The organism is Bifidobacterium apousia, from assembly GCF_007559275.1.
GTDB lineage: Bacteria > Actinomycetota > Actinomycetes > Actinomycetales > Bifidobacteriaceae > Bombiscardovia > Bombiscardovia apousia.
Genome location: NZ_VMHK01000003.1, coordinates 186,906 through 203,258, shown reverse-complemented (window position 1 = coordinate 203,258; position 16,353 = coordinate 186,906). Strand labels below are relative to the sequence as shown.

The 16,353-nt window shown below is 65.9% G+C and carries 12 protein-coding genes and 2 riboswitches; of the genes, 8 read left to right on the top strand and 4 right to left on the bottom strand.

Annotated features, from left to right (window positions below):
- Positions 1–17: 17 nt before the first annotated feature.
- The 4 genes from FPK30_RS05880 to FPK30_RS05865 all read right to left on the bottom strand — a co-directional run bounded on the left by FPK30_RS05880 (position 18) and on the right by FPK30_RS05865 (position 4,153).
- A complete protein-coding gene (locus tag FPK30_RS05880; protein WP_144085713.1) occupies positions 18–398 on the bottom strand; it encodes a fluoride efflux transporter FluC in 381 nt (126 codons plus the stop codon).
- Positions 395–832, bottom strand: coding sequence for a FluC/FEX family fluoride channel (locus FPK30_RS05875; RefSeq protein ID WP_186279409.1), 438 nt, complete (start codon positions 830–832; stop codon positions 395–397). The genes FPK30_RS05880 and FPK30_RS05875 overlap by 4 nt, the downstream gene beginning before the upstream one ends.
- A gap of 89 nt (positions 833–921) precedes the next feature.
- Positions 922–994: riboswitch (Fluoride riboswitch) on the bottom strand.
- 46 nt (positions 995–1,040) lie between these two features.
- Positions 1,041–2,393, bottom strand: coding sequence for an ABC transporter ATP-binding protein (locus tag FPK30_RS05870; protein WP_101432515.1), 1,353 nt, complete (start codon positions 2,391–2,393; stop codon positions 1,041–1,043).
- A gap of 20 nt (positions 2,394–2,413) precedes the next feature.
- A complete protein-coding gene (locus tag FPK30_RS05865; RefSeq protein WP_186279413.1) occupies positions 2,414–4,153 on the bottom strand; it encodes an ABC transporter permease in 1,740 nt (579 codons plus the stop codon).
- 97 nt (positions 4,154–4,250) lie between these two features.
- A riboswitch (M-box (ykoK) riboswitch) is annotated at positions 4,251–4,409 on the bottom strand.
- A 133-nt stretch (positions 4,410–4,542) separates the two neighbouring features.
- Between FPK30_RS05865 and FPK30_RS05860 the strand changes: the two genes are divergently transcribed.
- The 8 genes from FPK30_RS05860 (at position 4,543) to FPK30_RS05825 (ending at position 16,305) form a co-directional block, all read left to right on the top strand.
- Complete coding sequence (locus FPK30_RS05860) at positions 4,543–5,175, top strand: NAD(P)H-dependent oxidoreductase (protein ID WP_144085710.1); 633 nt, start codon at positions 4,543–4,545, stop codon at positions 5,173–5,175.
- Entirely contained in the window at positions 5,172–6,335 is a 1,164-nt protein-coding gene (locus FPK30_RS05855; protein ID WP_144085709.1) for a glycosyltransferase family 4 protein, read from the top strand. Before FPK30_RS05860 ends, FPK30_RS05855 begins: the two co-directional genes overlap by 4 nt.
- 9 nt (positions 6,336–6,344) lie before the next feature.
- Positions 6,345–9,551 (top strand): UPF0182 family membrane protein, encoded by a 3,207-nt coding sequence (locus FPK30_RS05850; RefSeq protein ID WP_144085708.1) that lies wholly within the window; start codon positions 6,345–6,347, stop codon positions 9,549–9,551.
- Positions 9,548–10,078 carry a GNAT family N-acetyltransferase gene (locus FPK30_RS05845; protein ID WP_144085707.1) on the top strand — a complete coding sequence of 177 codons (531 nt, stop codon included), beginning with the start codon at positions 9,548–9,550 and terminating at the stop codon, positions 10,076–10,078. Before FPK30_RS05850 ends, FPK30_RS05845 begins: the two co-directional genes overlap by 4 nt.
- A gap of 40 nt (positions 10,079–10,118) precedes the next feature.
- Complete coding sequence (pth, locus tag FPK30_RS05840) at positions 10,119–10,718, top strand: aminoacyl-tRNA hydrolase (protein WP_144085706.1); 600 nt, start codon at positions 10,119–10,121, stop codon at positions 10,716–10,718.
- Entirely contained in the window at positions 10,708–14,310 is a 3,603-nt protein-coding gene (gene mfd / locus FPK30_RS05835; RefSeq protein ID WP_144085705.1) for a transcription-repair coupling factor, read from the top strand. Before pth ends, mfd begins: the two co-directional genes overlap by 11 nt.
- Before the next feature lie 43 nt (positions 14,311–14,353).
- Complete coding sequence (gene eno / locus FPK30_RS05830) at positions 14,354–15,649, top strand: phosphopyruvate hydratase (protein ID WP_144085704.1); 1,296 nt, start codon at positions 14,354–14,356, stop codon at positions 15,647–15,649.
- A gap of 101 nt (positions 15,650–15,750) precedes the next feature.
- Complete coding sequence (locus FPK30_RS05825; RefSeq protein ID WP_045924572.1) at positions 15,751–16,305, top strand: FtsB family cell division protein; 555 nt, start codon at positions 15,751–15,753, stop codon at positions 16,303–16,305.
- Positions 16,306–16,353 lie beyond the last annotated feature (48 nt).

The window sequence follows — 16,353 nt, the reverse complement described above, 5'->3', positions numbered from 1 at the left end:
ATTGCTGGCTGGACCCGCTACATGCCCGGTCCAGCCAGCATGAAACCTAGGGCCGTCAGCAGTGGTGGCAGAAAGATCGAAGCTGCTAGATAGCTCAGGGCTGCCAGATGCCTTCTCTGCCGGGCCAGGGCCAGCACCTCGTTGACCGCCGTCGAGAAGGTGGAGAAGCCGCCCAGCAGTCCTGTGGCCAGCAGCAGGCGTCCCCAGTTAGGCAGTCCGTGAAAGGCGGCCAGAGCGGCCACCAGTCCTGCAGCCAATCCGGCCAGCAGGTTGATGATCATGGTCGACAGGGGGAGGTCCACCTGCCAGCGGGCCTTGACCAGGGTGTCCAGCAGATAGCGCAGTCCGGCCCCCAGGCCGCCGCACAGGCAGATCAGCAGTGTAAATGTAATGGTCATCGCGCACCTGCTTGGATGTGTGCGGACAGACGTGCTCCCAGCGCTGCCATGGCCCAGGAGACCAGTAGGCCTCCGACGAAGGAAATGAGCAGGTAGGCAAGGGTTACCTGGACTTGACCGCCCGACAGGCCTTGGACCAGTTCCAGCGAGAGGGTGGACATGGTTGACAGTCCTCCGCACAGGCCCATGCCCAGACCCTTGTTGGTCAGTTGCCTTCGGCGCGCATGCGTGCTTTTGGGCAGCCCGGCCAGGAAGGCGGTCAGCAGGGCGTAACCTGCGCAGGCGATCAGGTTGGCCAGGAGGGTTCCTGGATGCAGGGGGCCGCTCTGGCCCGGTAGCAGGCTCAGGGCGTACCGGCAGCCGGTGCCCAGTGCTCCGCCCAGTATCACCACCAGGGCTGTGGCTATATCAGGTCCGGTAGGGGGTTTGGTCATTGAAAGGCTCGGTTCCCGACGGATCAGCGTCCGCAGGGTCGGGCTGAATGGCATGCGCCTGCACCCGGCCCACAGACGGGTCGTCGAATCGTGGTGCAGGAACTATCAGCAGTTTGCGGTTCGGGGCTCAAGCCCCGGGCGGGTTCCATCGCCCGAGGCTCATTCTAGGAGCCCAAGGGGACCGCAGCCGTCGCAGCTGCGAGACTGTTCACTCGGTATGGTTCTCCGGGTCCAGGGTCAGCCGGTCGTCGTCGGCATCGTAGTCGAAGAGCTCGCCGTAGCGGCCCCAGGTGATGGCGGTGTCGAACTGCTGGACGGCCTCCTTGTCCGAGTGGTGGGCCCGCAGCAGGTCCAGGATCAGGGAGCCGTGCAGGCTCTTGTCGTCGCTGTTCTTCAGGGCCCGGTCGATGATGCGGATCAGCGGAACGTGATCCATCAGCATCCGTGAGAACATCTCCTTGCTCTCCAGAATGTCCGCGTCGTGCCAGGCCCGGCCCTGGTCGGTCAGCCTGACGTGCCCGTTGTCCGCCTGGAAGATGCCCAGCATGAGTCCGGCGTCGATCAGGGGGAAGAGGTCATCCACCTCGAAGGAGAGCTTGGCGGCCAGGTCGGCCAGGTCCATGCCGTTGGGCTGGTTGACCATGACGTCGGCCAGACCGGCCAGACCACCGGGGGTGGCATCGGGCAGGTTGCGCTCGGCGGTGTCCTCGTCCCGGACCGAGTCCCGCACAGCCTGACGGTTGCGCACCTTGGTCTGCAGACGGCGGCGGATGTCCTCGCTGTCACGCTGGCCGGTCAGGATGGAATAGAGGTAGTCCACGCAGGACTGGAAGAGGTCGGACTGCTTGTCCCGAGGCCTGTCCAGGTTGATGGGCACGTTGGCGATGACCCGGCCCGGATGCGAGTCCAGGACCAGGACCCGGTCGGCCATCTCCACGGCCTCCTCGATGTTGTGGGTGACGATCAGGACCGACTTGACGCTGCCTGCCTCCTCGGACCAGACCTTGAGGACCTCCTGGCGAAGATTCTCGGCGGTCAGCACGTCCAGGGCGGAGAAGGGCTCGTCCATGAAGAGGGCATCCGGCTTGAGGACCAGGGCCCGGGCGATGCCCACGCGCTGGCGCATGCCGCCGGAGAGCTCCTTGGGGTAGGCGCTCTCGAAGCCGTCCAGGCCGATGGCGTCGATGGCGGCCAGGGAGAGTTTCTCCCGCTCCTTCTTGGGTACGCCCCGGGCCTGCAGGCCCAGTTCCACGTTGTCCTTGACGGTCAGCCAGGGCATCAGGGCGAAGCTTTGGAAGACCAGGGCCACGCCGGGGTTGGGCCCGTCCAGCTGCTTGCCCCGGTATTCGACGCTGCCCTTGCTGGCCGGTACCAAGCCGGCCAGGATGCGCAGCAGGGTGGATTTGCCGGCGCCTGAGCGGCCCAGGATGGCCACAACCTCGCCCTCGTGCAAGGTGAAGTCGATGTTGTCCAGGACGGTCAGCTCCGCGCCCTTGTCGGACTGGTAGGTTTTGGTCACGTGCTCGGCCGTGATGATCCCGTTGGAATTGATCTTGGTCATTGTCGAACCTCTCAGACTTCTCATGTCAGGGAATAGCGCCGTTGTGCCAGTGATTGCAGGGGAGACCAGAAGAATCGGTCGGCCAGGACCACGAAGATGCTCATGACGGCCACTCCCAGGATGATGCGTGGGGTGTCGCCGGTGGCGGTCACCTGGGCGATGTAGGCACCCAGGCCCTTGGCCGTCAGTTCGGTTTTGCCGTAGGAGACCACCTCGGAGACGATGGAGGCGTTCCAGGCCCCGCCGGCCGCTGTGATGCCGCCGGTACACCAGGAGCCGAACAGGGCCGGCAGGATCAGGGTCTTCCATCGCTGCCAGCGGTTCTGGCCCAGGCTGCGCGACATCTCCAGCAGGTCGTCGGGGATGGCCGAGGCTCCGGCGATGACGTTGAAGAGGATGTACCACTGGGTGCCCAGGGCCATGAGCAGGATGCTGCCCCAGTTGATGTCGATCCGCCAGATGATGAAGACCATGGTGACGAAGGGGAAGATGAAGTTGGCCGGGAAGGAGGCCAGGATCTGCACCAGGGGCTGCAGGTAGCGGGAGATGCGCGGATTCATGCCGATCAGGGCGCCGATGGGCACCCAGACGATGGTGCAGACCACCATCAGGATCAGCACCCGCAGGAAGGTCAGCAGGCCCAGCTGGAAGACGTGGCCGACCTCGCCCAGGCCCAGCGGGCGGATGACCAGGCGGTCCAGCTGCCAGAGACCCCACAGACCGATCAGGGCCAGGCAGGCCCACCAGACCAGGTCGCTTGCCCGCCTGCGTCCGCCGCCACGGCTCCAGCGCGCCCCGGTGCGGCCCAGGGGGCGGGTGATCCGGTCCAGCAGGTCGGCCAGGGGATGGCCCACCAGGCCCAGCAGGTCCTTGACCCCGGACAGGCGGATGATCGTGAGCACCAGGCTGCGCCGGGGCTCGGTGGACTGGCTGCTGGTGTAGCGGAACTTCTCGGCCCAGGCGGTCAGCGGCTTCCAGAGCAGGAAGTCAATCAGCAGCACCACCACGATCATGGTCAGGATGGCCAGGCCCACCTTGCCCAGGTCCTGCTCGGCGGTGGCCTCCTCCACGAAGGAGCCGATGCCGGGCAGGGCCAGGGTCCTGTTGTTGACCGAGATCATCTCGGAGGCGGTCAGGAAGAACCAGCCGCCGCCCATGCTCATCATGCAGTTCCAGAGCAGGGGAATCATGGAGTTGGGCACGTCCAGCTTCCAGAAGCGCTGCCAGCGGGTCAGGCGCATCAGCCTCACCGCCTCGTCCAGGTCGGAGGGCTCGCTGGTCAGGGAGTTATAGAAGGAGAAGGCCATGTTCCAGGCCTGGCTGGTGAAGATGGCGAAGATGGAGGCCGCCTCCACGCCCATGATGGACCCGGGGAAGAGGACCAGCCAGATGGAGATGGTGGCCGACAGAAAGCCCAGGACGGGCACCGACTGCAGGATGTCCAGCAGGGGGATGAGCACGGCGCCCAGGCGACGGGAGCGCGCGGCGGCCAGTCCGTAGAGGAAGGCGAAGACCAGGGAGATGATCAGGGCCGTGAACATGCGGAAGAGGGAGCGCAGCGCGTAGTAGGGCAGGTTGGCCGGGTCGGTGGAGACGTGCGAGGGTACGCCGGCGGGGCCGATGGGCGCGCCCAGGGCGGGCAGCAGATAGGCCAGGGCCCCCAGCAGGACCAGGGCGCCTATGGCTACGGCCAGGCCCGTCCATATGCGGGTGGAGCGCGATGCCTGGCTGCGGTCGTCGTTCAGTGGCGAACGGAGCATTCCTGGCAGTGCGACAGTATTCACGATGGCCTCCCTCCAAGGTGCGGAACATCCCTGTCGGCAGCCTCGAAGACGGCGTGGCGATCGGCCATGAGCCGACCATTGTCATCGTTCAAGCTTCGGCTTCGCATGGTATTTGGCCCTGCATTAGTCCCTGCCTTGATCCGACGGGGACTGTTGACCTGCGCGGGGTGTCTCCACCACTTTGCGGCAGCATGCCTTGTCCATGCGGTAGCTTCACCTACCGACCACCCAATAACATAGATGGGCCTCAGAGCAGTGTCAAGCATTTGCCAAACCGGTGTTGCCGTCCTTGCCAGGACTGACAATGACAAGGGTCTGCACGCAGTCGGTGCAGGCGCGAAATGGAATGTAAGGAGCGAATCCCTATGAAGATCGTGGCAGTCACGGCCAACCCCGAACCCAAGAGCCTGACCGATGCGGCGGGCAACGCCCTGCTGGACGGGGCGGCCGAGGGCGGGGCTCGCACCGAGTTGATCGACCTTTGCGCCGAGGGATTCAATCCCGTCTTCGGCATGGAGGACAGGACCCACTACCTGGGCCAGGGACCCATGCCCGAGGATGCCCAGGCCATGCAGGAGCGCATCAAGGATGCGGACGTGCTGGCCCTGGTCTTCCCCGTCTACTGGTACAGCATGCCGGCCATCATGAAGGGCTTCATCGACCGGGTCATCTGCCGGGGCTTCGCTTACCACGCTGATGGCACCCCGGGGGCCCTGGCCGGGCGCCGGGTGGAGCTGGTCATGCTGACCGGCGGAGACAAGGAATGGTACCAGTCCAGCGGCATCAGCGAGGCCCTGGACAACCAGCTGCGCAGGCAGACCTTCCTCAAATACTGCCAGGCCGCGCAGGTGGAGACCATCTATGTGGACAATCTGGACTCGGGCAACGATGACCAGCAGGCGCGGGAGGCCGCCGACCGGCACCTGGTGGCTCTGGCCTTGAAGGGTCGTCAGCTGGCCGCAGGGAACGAGCCCGGAGCTGGCCAGGACGCTCAGTGACGCTCAGCATCGGATTCGTCTTCGATGACACCCTGGACGTCTTTGACGGAGTCCAGCAGCACATGCTGACCCTGGGACGGGAGCTGGGCAGGCGGGGCCACAGGGTCCAGTACCTGGTAGGCCAGACCGCCCATCCGCCGGTTGACGGTGTCCACTCCCTGTCCCGCAACGTCATGGTCTCCTTCAACGGCAACAGGATGCGCATACCGCTGCCAGCGCCCAAGGCGCCCATCCGTCAGGTCTTGGAGGCCGGGCACTTCGACCTGCTGCACGTCCAGGCCCCCTACAGCCCCTTCCTGGCCGGACGGGTCATCCGCGCCGCGAACCCGGCAACGGCCCTGGTGGCCACCTACCACATCGCCCCCACGGGGAACCTGCAGCTGCTGGGCGGACGGCTGCTGGGGATGATCAACCGCAGGACCCACAGGCGCATCGACAGGGTCATCGCAGTCTCGCCTGTGGCGGCCGGCTATGCCCGGCAGACTGCCGGGGTGTCCAGCAGGGTGGTGGCCAACCCCGTGGACGTGGATGCCCTGCGCCGGGCCCGACAGGCCGCTGGCGACCAGGAGGTGGCGCGCCTGCACGGCCAGGGGCCGCATCTGGTCTTCCTGGGGCGGTTCGTGGCCCGCAAGGGGGCGGGGATTTTGCTGTCAGCCCTCCAGGCGGGGGAGCGGGCCGGCGTCCTTCCCGAAGGCCTGCATGTGACCATGGCCGGCAAGGGCCCGCTGCTAAAGGACTGCCGTCGGAAGGCCGCCGCCCTGCGCACCCCGGTGGCCTTCCCCGGCTTTGTGGACGAGAAGGACAAGCCCGCCCTGCTGGCCTCCTCCGACCTGACCGTCTTCCCCTCCACCGGGGGCGAGTCCTTTGGCATCGTCCTGCTGGAGGCCATCGCCTCGGGCACGGCTCCGGTCCTGGCCGGGGACAATCCCGGCTACCGGTCCACCCTGATGGGCGACGAGCGGGCTCTGGTGCCCGTCGACTCGCCCAACACACCCGACCTGCTGGCCCGGCGAATCGCCCAGGCCTTGGGGGACCCCTCCTGGAGGCGGAACGTGCGCCATGACCAGCTGGCGCTCTTGGATCGCTACGACGTGACCACGGTGGCCGATCAGGTGGAGGAGGTCTACAGGCAAGCCATCCAGGACCGCCGTCTCATGTAGGCTAGGTACATGTCATTCTTCGATTTCTTCGGTTCCATGTTCGACCCTGAGGGCGGTCCAGGCGGACCAGGCCGGCGTCGCAACGACGACGACCCGGTCATCCTGCATGTGCAGACCGATGGGGAGGGTCCCGGGGATGGGGGCGGCAGCACGCCCCGTTTCCGTTTCTCAGGACCGGGTGACCCCAGGTTGACTGCGCGCAGGAATGATAGGGAAGGGCCTTCCCGGGGCTTGCGGATTCTGGGCGTGGTCGTGGCCGTCATCCTGGTCGTCCTCCTGCTCTTGTTCGGGCTCAGCCGTTTCATCACCGATGTCATGTGGTTTTCCCAGCTGGGGGCGGCACGGATCGTCTGGACCCAGCTGGGCATCAAGGTGGGCCTGTGGCTGGCCTACGCCCTGTTGCTGGCCGCGGTGACCCTGCTCTCGGCCGTCCTGGCCATCCGCAGCCGTCCCGATTCGCCCGACGGGTCCACCATCAGGGTCAAGGGCGATCTGATCGAGGTCGGCAAGGGGGTCTCCTCACGCAAGGCGCTCAAGGTGGCCGCGGTGGTCTCCCTGATCGTCGGCGTGTTCTTCGGCTTCCAGTTCAACGCTGACTGGAAGCAGGTGCTCCTGCTCTTCAACGCCCAGTCCTTCGGGGTGCGCGATCCCCAGTTTGGCTTGGACAACGGCTTCTACGTCTTCATCCTGCCCGGCCTGCGGCTCCTGGTCTCCTCCCTGCTGATGATGCTGCTGGCGGCCACGGTCTTCAGCCTGGTCACCAACTTCCTCATGGGCGGCATCCGGCTGACCATGCCCGTGCAGGGCCGCGGCATTCTGGAGATGACCCGTTCCGCCCGTCGCCAGGTGGCTGTCTGGCTGGTCCTGTTCATGCTGGTCTGGGCCGGCGATACGGCCTTGGGCGTCTTTGGCAGGCTGACCGAGGAGGGCGATCGGATCACCGGCGCCTCCTACACCTCGGTCAAGGCGGCCATTCCCGTGACCCTGGTCATGGCTGTGGTCATGGCTTTGCTAGGCATCATCCTGGCTGTCTGGATTCTGAGATCGCCCACCCTGGAACCGGGCCGTGTCCATGCAGGATCGCTGGGGTCGGCCGTCAAGCAGTGGCGGGTTCCCGTCCTTGCTGTGGCCGTCACCGTTGTGCTGTCCCTGCTGCTGACCGTTTTCTGGCCGGCGCTGGTCCAGCGCTTCCGGGTCAACCCCAATGCCCAGGAGATGGAGTCCGCCTACATCCAGCGCAACATCACCGCCACCGCCCAGGCCTATGGGCTGGACAGGCTGAAGACCGAGGCCTATGACGCCACTACCGAGGTCCAGTCGGGCGCCCTCTCCCGTGATGCCGAGACCACCGCGCAGATCCGTCTGCTGGATCCCCAGGTGGTTTCGCCAACCTTCCGTCAGCTGCAGCAGTCCAAGCAGTACTACACCTTTGAGGACACCCTGGCCGTCGACAAGTACGACATTGACGGAGTCAGCCAGGACACGGTCATCGGCGCCCGCGAGCTGGACCTGGAGGGCAACGATAACCGCAACTGGGTCAACGACCACACGGTCTTCACCCACGGCTACGGGATCGTGGCCGCCTACGGCAACAAGGTCACCCCGGACGGGCAGCCCGAGTTCTTCGAGCAGGACATCCCCACGAAGGGCAAACTGACCGACAGCCAGCACTACGAGCCGAGGATCTACTTCTCGCCCAACGCGCCCGAGTACTCCATAGTCGGCGCGCCCCAGGGCTCCTCAGGCTGGGAGTTCGACTATCCCACCGGCTCCAAGGGAGCCACCAACACCTTCAAGGGCAACGGCGGCCCCTCGGTGGGCAACTTCCTGGCCCGGGTCCTCTACGCCATCCGCTTTGGATCCGACCAGATCCTCTTCTCGGACCGCGTCACCCCCGACTCGCAGATCCTCTACAACCGCTCGCCCAAGGAGCGCGTGGCCCAGATCGCCCCCTATCTGACCCTGGACGGACGCGTCTATCCGGCTGTGGTGGATGGACGGGTCAAGTGGATCGTCGACGGCTACACCACCTCCGACGCCTACCCCTATTCCCAGAAGGTGGATCTGGGGCCCATCACCCAGGACACGACCACCCTGAGCTCGGAGGCCGTCAAGGGCCTGGGCTCCCAGAAGGCCAACTACATCCGCAATTCCGTCAAGGCTACGGTCGATGCCTATGACGGCTCGGTGGATCTGTATGCCTGGGATGCCAAGGATCCGGTGCTCAAGGCCTGGCAGAAGGTCTTCCCCGGCCAGTTCAAGCCGCTCTCGTCCATCTCTGGCGATCTGATGAGCCATATGCGCTACCCGGAGAGCCTGTTCAAGGTGCAGCGCCAGCTCCTGTCCCAGTACCACGTCAACTCGGCCAGCCAGTTCTTCTCCGGCGAGGACTTCTGGCAGACCCCCGTGGATCCGACCGGGACCAGCAAGGAGCAGAAGGCCGGGGTCAAGCAGCCCCCCTACTATCTGACCCTGCAGACCCCGGGGACCGACAAGCCCGCTTTCTCGCTGACCTCCACCTTCATCCCCGCCGGCACCTCCACCAGGGAGATCCTGACCGGGTTCCTGTCCGTGGATTCCGACGCCGGGTCGACCAAGGGGGTGATAGGCCCCGACTACGGGACCATCCGGCTGATGGAGCTGCCCAAGAATTCCAATGTCCCCGGCCCAGGTCAGGCGCAGAACAACTTCAACTCGGATGCTGCGGTCTCCACCGAGCTCAACCTGCTCCAGTCCGGGTCCACCAAGGTCAAACGCGGCAACCTGCTGACCCTGCCCATAGGCGGCGGGCTGATCTACATCCAGCCGGTCTACGTCCAGTCCAGCGGCGCCACCAGCTTCCCCCTGCTCAAGCGGGTTTTGGTGGCCTTCGGGGACAAGGTGTCGTCGTCCGCCACCCTGGATGCGGCCCTTGACAAGACCTTCCAGGGCAATTCGGGCGCGTCTGCCGGCGATGCCGACAACACCGGACGCACCAATGCCGAGGCTGACCAGAGCAAGCAATCCGGTAAGGCCCCGGATAAGACCACCGGGTCCGGCGGGGCATCGGCCACAGGAGGGCAGGCACTGAAACAGGCCCTGGACAAGGCCAACCAGGCCATGAGCGAGGGCGATGCCGCCCTGAAGAAGGGCGACTTCAGCGCCTACGGCGAAGCGCAGAACCGTCTGCGCGAAGCCCTCAAGGAGGCCTCCGACCAGGAGGGCGGCAACAAGTGAGCGCCACCCCGCGCATCCGGCTCTGCCGCCGCGGGGACCTGGAGGCGGTCACCGCCATCTACAACCAGGCGGTCATGGACGGCGGTTCCACGGCGGATACGGCCCCGGTCAGCCTGGACCAGCGCCTGCAATGGTGGCTGGACCACGATCCGGACCAGGGCCATCCGGTCCTGGTCCTGGAGCAGGAGGGCAAGGTGCTGGCCTTCGGCTCCCTGTCGGCCTACTACGACCGGCCCGGCTACCAGGAGACCTGCGAGCTGGGCTACTACGTGGACCGCGGCAGCCGTGGACGTGGCCTGGGAGCCCTGATGGTCCATTCCCTGCTGGAGCGCGCCCAGCAGGTGGGCATGCGTCTGGCCGTGGCCATCATCTTCGATGACAACTCGGCTTCCAAGGCCCTGCTGCACCGGTTCGGGTTCAGCCGCTTCGGCCTCCTGCCCCAGGCCGCCTGGGACCGGTTCGCCCTGCATGATGTCTCCTACTGGAGCCTGTCCCTTGAGCGAAACGGGGTCGGGGAGCCTGTGTAGAATCTCACCGTCCCGTTTGAGAGCAGGAGGTATCACCTACATGGCATCCGATTTCTGGCTGATGGCCGGACTGGGCAACCCGGGTGACGAGTACAAGGGCACCAGGCACAACATGGGCTTCATGTGCGCCGATCTGCTGGCCGAACGATGGTCGGTCAACCTGCGCGACCACAAGGGCCTGGCCCAGCTGGGCCGTGGCACTCTGGATCTTGACGGACGCCGCATACCCTTCTTCCTGGCCAAGCCGCTGACCTTCATGAACGACTCCGGCGATGCCCTGGCCTCCATCTGCTCTTACTACCACATACCTGTTGGCCGGGTCGTGGTCATCCATGACGATATGGACCTGGAGTTCGGCAGGATCAAGGTCAAGGCCGGCGGGTCCTCGGGCGGGCACAATGGCATTCGTTCCATCGACCGCTCCCTGGGCAGCAACGCCTACGCCCGGGTCCGCATGGGCGTGGGGCATGCCCGAGGAGGTCCTGACGCCCATCGGCGCACTGTGGATTGGGTTCTGGGCACTTTTGCCGGCGAGCAGCGCAAGCGTCTGCCCGAGTTCCTGGCCGATGGCGCGGACGCCGCGGAAACCGTAATCATCAAGGGCCTCAGCCAGGCTCAGGAGCAGTTCAATGGTCGATGAACATACCCAGAAGGCGGAGTCACAGGAATCGCTGAACGGGTCCCTGCGTCCCCTCCTGGACGACCTGCAGGCAGACGCTGCCTTCACCAGATTGGTCCAAGGAGACTCCCAGCCTGCCGCCGACACCGACACCTCCCTCATGGTCCAGGCTCCCCAGGGCATCAGGCCAGCCCTGGCGGCCGCAGCTGCTGGACGTGCCCCAGTCGTCCTGGTGGTCCCCTCCGAGCGTGACGCCCAGGAGATGACCGGCGCCATCCGCTCCTGGTATGAGGGCGACCCGGGTGATGTGGCCCTGCTGCGCTCCTGGGAGACCCTGCCTCACGAACGGCTCTCGCCCCGGGCAGACACCGTGGCCTCCCGGATGGCCGTCTTCAGGCGGCTGGCCCATCCGGTCCAGGGCGACCCTGACTTCGGACCCATCCGCATCCTGGTCATGCCCGTGCGATCCCTGCTGCAGCCGGTGGTCAAGGGTCTGCAGGATGTGGAGCCCCTGGTCTTTCTGCGCGGCCAGGACCTGCCCCTGGATCAGGCCGTCGAAGCTCTGGTCCGCAACGCCTACACCCGGGTGGACCTGGTCATGGAGCGCGGCCAGTTCGCCGTCCGAGGCGGTATCCTGGATGTTTTCGTCCCCACCATGGCCCACCCGGTGCGCATCGAGTTCTTCGGCGACGAGGTGGACACCATCCGCAGCTTTCACGCCTCCGACCAGCGCACCTACGGCCCTGACCTGGACCGGATCTGGGCGCCGCCCTGCCGCGAGCTGCAGCTGACCGACCAGGTCCGCGCCCGCGCCCGCTCCCTGATCGGGAGCATCCCCAACGCCGACGACATGCTGGAGTCCATCGCCCAGGCCATTCCGGTGGAGGGGATGGAGTCCCTCCTGCCTGCCCTGGTCGACGATCTGGTGCCGGTAGGGTCCATGCTGCCCGAGGGCGCTCTGATTCTGCTGTCGGAGCCGCAGCTGCTGGCCCGCTCCGCCCAGGACCTGGTCAAGACGGCCAACGAGTTCCTGGCCGCCAGCTGGCATGTGGCAGCCTCCGGGCAGGGCTCGGGCGCGCCCATCAGCTTCGACAGGGCCAGCTTCCTGGACTACGACGAGGTCATCTCATCCCTGGAGTACCGCAAGGGGGAGGTCTGGAAGCTGACCGACCTTTCGGTGGACCCGGACCGGGAGGGGGCCGAGCGTCTGGATGCCCTGGCGCCGGACCAGTACCGTGGCGACGAGGATCGGGCCGCCTCGGGCATTGCCTCCCTGCTTGAGCGCGGCGACCAGGTTGTGGTGACCGCTCCGGCCCAGGGGACGCTCAGCCGTCTGCGTCGGGCCGTGCAGACCACCGGTGTTGTCGGGGTGGAATATCACCGCTCCCTGGCCGTGGACGGCTTCGTGGACCAGTCCGCCCACCTGGCCCTGCTGACCGAGCGGGACCTGACCGGGCGCACCAGCGTGGCCGCAGGCAGCAAGACCTCCAACCGCCGGCGCAAGGCCATCGACCTGGACGAACTCAAGCCCGGCGACTACGTGGTCCACGACCAGCACGGCATCGGCCGCTTTCTGGGCATGCGCCAGCGCAGCGTGGGCGTGGGCCCCAGCAAGGGCAGCAGGGAGTACCTGGTCCTGGAGTACGCCCCCTCCAAACGCAACGCCCCGCCAGACAAGCTCTTCGTGCCGGCCGACCAGCTGGACCAGGTCAGCCGTTACATCGGCGCCGAGATCCCCAGGCTCAACAAGCTGGGCGGATCCGACTGGTCGGCCACCAAGGCCAAGGCCCGCAAGCACGTCCACAAGATCGCCCAGGGCCTGGTCAAGCTCTATTCGGCCCGGCAGCGCACCAAGGGCTTCGCCTTCAGCCCCGACACCCCCTGGCAGAAGGAGCTGGAGGATGCCTTCCCCTACCAGGAGACCCCCGACCAGCTGACCGCCATCGACGAGGTCAAGGCCGACATGGAGAAGCCGGTGCCCATGGACCGCCTGATCTGCGGGGATGTAGGCTTCGGCAAGACCGAAATAGCCATTCGCGCCGCTTTCAAGGCCGTCCAGGACGGCAAGCAGGTGGTGGTTCTGGTGCCCACGACCCTGCTGGTCCAGCAGCACTACCAGACCTTCACCGAGCGCTTCGAGGGCTTCCCGGTGGATGTGGCCGCCATGAGCCGTTTCCAGACCGCCAAGGAGAACCAGGCCACCATGGAGGGCCTGGCCAGCGGGGCTGTGGACGTGGTCATCGGCACCCACAAGCTGCTCAACCCCCGCATCCGCTTCAAGGATCTGGGCCTGATGATCGTGGACGAGGAGCAGCGCTTCGGCGTGGAGGCCAAGGAGACCCTCAAGGCCATGCGGACCAACGTGGACGTCCTGTCCCTGTCGGCCACGCCCATTCCGCGCACCCTGGAGATGGCCGTGACCGGCATCCGGGAGATGTCCACTCTGGCCACGCCCCCCGAGGATCGTCTGCCGGTGCTGACCTATGTGGGCGCCTACGAGGATGCCCAGGTGACGGCGGCCATTCGCCGCGAGCTTCTGCGCGGGGGGCAGATCTTCTACATTCACAACCGGGTGGAGGACATCGGCAAGATCTCAGCCAAGGTGCAGACCCTGGTCCCCGAGGCCAAGGTGGGCGTGGCCCACGGCAAGATGGGGGAGAAGCAGCTGGACGGGGTCATCCGCGACTTCTGGCACCGGGACATCGATGTGCTGGTCTGCACCACCATCGTCGAGACCGGCCTGGATATTCCCAACGCCAACACGCTGATTGTGGACCGGGCCGACCGCTTCGGGCTCTCCCAGCTCCACCAGCTGCGCGGCCGGGTGGGGCGAGGCCGGGAGCGCGCCTACGCCTACTTCCTCTACGACCCCAGCAAGCCCATGACCCAGACCGCCCACGACCGGCTGGCCACCATCGCCCAGAACACGGCCCTGGGATCCGGCTACGACGTGGCCATGAAGGACCTGGAGCTGCGCGGCACCGGCAACCTGCTGGGCGACGAGCAGTCCGGCCATATCGAGGGGGTCGGCTTCGACCTCTACGTGCGCATGGTCTCCGAGGCGGTGGAAGAGTACAAGGAGCCCGGACGGACCGAGCCGGTCACCGTCAGCATCGACCTGCCTCTGGAGGCCTCCATTCCGGTGGACTACATCGACTCGGACAAGCTGCGTCTGGAGGCCTACCGCAAGCTGGCCTCGGCCCGCAACGAGCATGATCTGCGCGACCTGCACGAGGAGCTGACCGACCGCTACGGTCGTCCGCCGGCCCAGTTCGATACCCTCTTCGCGGTGGCCAGGCTGCGGGCCAAGGCTCGCTCCCTGGGCATTTCGGAGATCGCCTCCCAGGGCTCCCGGGTGCGGATCAGGCCCGTGACCATGCCCGACTCCCTGCAGGCCAGGATCGCAAGAATATACAAGGGCAGCCAGTACCGCCCGGTGACGCAGACCCTGCTGATCCCGGCGCCCTTCGCGGGCTCCCTGGGTTCAGGACCCATGGATTCGGCGGCCATGACCTCCTGGGTGGACACCCTGCTGGACGACCTGGCCTGGGGGCTGCCCAAGTCCTCCGACGATGGCACGCCAACGGTTCCCGCCCCCGTCCAACAAAACTAGTATCCTGTAAGAGACATCACAACAACTTATTGAAGGAGCAGTTGTGGCAGCAATTGAAAGCGTGTTCGCGCGCGAAATTCTTGATTCCCGTGGCAACCCGACCGTCGAGGTCGTTCTGCAGACCGAGGACGGCGCCGAGGGGCGTGGTCTGGTTCCTTCCGGTGCTTCCACCGGCGAGGCCGAGGCCTGGGAACGTAGGGATGGCGACAAGAAGCGCTATCAGGGCAAGGGTGTGCTGGACGCCGTCAAGGCGGTCAATGAGACCATCGCTCCCAACGTCATCGGCATGGACGCCACCGATCAGCGCGCCCTGGACGAGACCATGATTGATCTGGACGGCACCCCCAACAAGGGCAAGCTGGGCGCCAACGCCATTCTGGGCGTCTCCCTGGCTGCGCTCTATGCGGCTGCCGAGTCCGCCGAGCTGCCTCTCTACCGTTACCTGGGCGGCACCAACGGCCACATCCTGCCTGTGCCCAACATGAACATCATGAACGGCGGCGCCCATGCTGACTTCGCCACCGACATCCAGGAGTACATGATCTCCCCCTACGGATTCGACTCCTACCGGGAGGCCCTGCGCGCCGGCGTCGAGGTCTACCACACCCTCAAGGGCATCCTGAAGAAGGACGGCCACGAGACCGGCCTGGGCGACGAGGGCGGCTTCGCCCCCAAGATGAAGTCCAACGAGGACTCCCTGAAGTACATCGTCGACGCCATTGAAGCTGCCGGCTACGAGCCCGGCAAGCAGATCGGCCTCTGCCTGGACGTGGCCTCCTCGGAGTTCTACAACAAGGACACCGACAAGTACCGCTTCGACGGCGAGGACCGCGACGCCGACTACATGCTGGACTACTACCAGGGCCTGGTCGAGCGCTACCCGCTGGTCTCCATCGAGGATCCCTTCGCTGAGGAGGACTGGGGCGCCTGGCAGAAGATCACCGCCGCCATGGGCGACCGCCTGCAGTTCGTGGGCGACGACCTGCTGGTGACCAACCCCAAGAGGCTGCAGAAGGGCATCGACCTGAAGGCCGCCAACTCCCTGCTGGTCAAGCTCAACCAGATCGGCACCGTGACCGAGACCCTGGACGCCATCGAGCTGGCCACCGCCAACGGGTTCACCTCCATGGTTTCCCACCGTTCCGGCGAGACCTCCGACACCACCATCGCCGACCTGGCCGTGGCCAAGAACACCCGCCAGATCAAGACCGGCGCTCCGGCCCGTGGCGAGCGCATCGCCAAGTACAACCGACTGCTGGAGATCGAGGAGGAGCTGGGCTCCACCGCCGAGTACGCCGGCTACAGCGCCTTCAAGGCCTGCAAGAAGTACACCAAGTAAGGTCTTGCCAGCCGGGCCGGACACCTTGCAGGTTTTGACCCGACTGTGAAGTCTTTCACCCGTGGCGGTCCGCGTCGGCTGCCGCGGGTATTTTTATGGGTATGGCCAAGAACAAACGTGACGGCGCCAACCGGCGGACAGGCAGGCGGTCGTCGGGACCCATCACCTTCTTTGTGGCGGTCATCATCGTAGCCCTTGGGCTGATTCAGCTGGTCTCCACCTTCCACGCCTACGCCATCAATCTTTCCGAGCTCAACGGCCTGCGCAACCAGCAGGCCCAGCTTGTCGAGCACAAGCGTGACCTGGAGAACCAGATCCGGCGCTGGGACGACAAGGCCTATGTGACCGCACAAGCCCGGGATCGGCTGGGATTCGTCTTCCCTGACGAGGAGGCCATCCGGGTCCTGCACCCGGAGGCGGTCACGGGTGGCAAGGACAAGGACCAGGCCGGAAGCAAGGGGGTCCGGGCCCCCAGGAAGAACTCCCTGCCCTGGTATCAGGAGATGGCCTATTCCTTCGCCAAGGCCGACCAGGATCCTGCTGCCGACAGAAGCAAGGGGGAATCCAGTCCGACCGGCTCTGCCAGTCCGTCTGGTTCAAGCAGTCCAGGCGGTGCTGATGGCCCCTCTCCATCCGAGGGCGGGGGAGCGCAGTGAACTCCGACAATGAACTTAGCAGCAGGAAACAATCAGGGAAGATGAGGA

What these genes read in the sequence shown, in the direction of transcription:
- pth (WP_144085706.1), top strand. Translation starts at nt 10,119, where the DNA reads ATGGCATCCGATTTCTGGCTGATGGCCGGACTGGGCAACCCGGGTGAC.
- FPK30_RS05870 (WP_101432515.1), bottom strand. Translation starts at nt 2,393, where the DNA reads ATGACCAAGATCAATTCCAACGGGATCATCACGGCCGAGCACGTGACC.
- mfd (WP_144085705.1), top strand. Translation starts at nt 10,708, where the DNA reads ATGGTCGATGAACATACCCAGAAGGCGGAGTCACAGGAATCGCTGAAC.
- FPK30_RS05880 (WP_144085713.1), bottom strand. Translation starts at nt 398, where the DNA reads ATGACCATTACATTTACACTGCTGATCTGCCTGTGCGGCGGCCTGGGG.
- FPK30_RS05875 (WP_186279409.1), bottom strand. Translation starts at nt 832, where the DNA reads ATGACCAAACCCCCTACCGGACCTGATATAGCCACAGCCCTGGTGGTG.
- FPK30_RS05860 (WP_144085710.1), top strand. Translation starts at nt 4,543, where the DNA reads ATGAAGATCGTGGCAGTCACGGCCAACCCCGAACCCAAGAGCCTGACC.
- FPK30_RS05865 (WP_186279413.1), bottom strand. Translation starts at nt 4,153, where the DNA reads ATGCTCCGTTCGCCACTGAACGACGACCGCAGCCAGGCATCGCGCTCC.
- FPK30_RS05825 (WP_045924572.1), top strand. Translation starts at nt 15,751, where the DNA reads ATGGCCAAGAACAAACGTGACGGCGCCAACCGGCGGACAGGCAGGCGG.
- FPK30_RS05850 (WP_144085708.1), top strand. Translation starts at nt 6,345, where the DNA reads ATGTCATTCTTCGATTTCTTCGGTTCCATGTTCGACCCTGAGGGCGGT.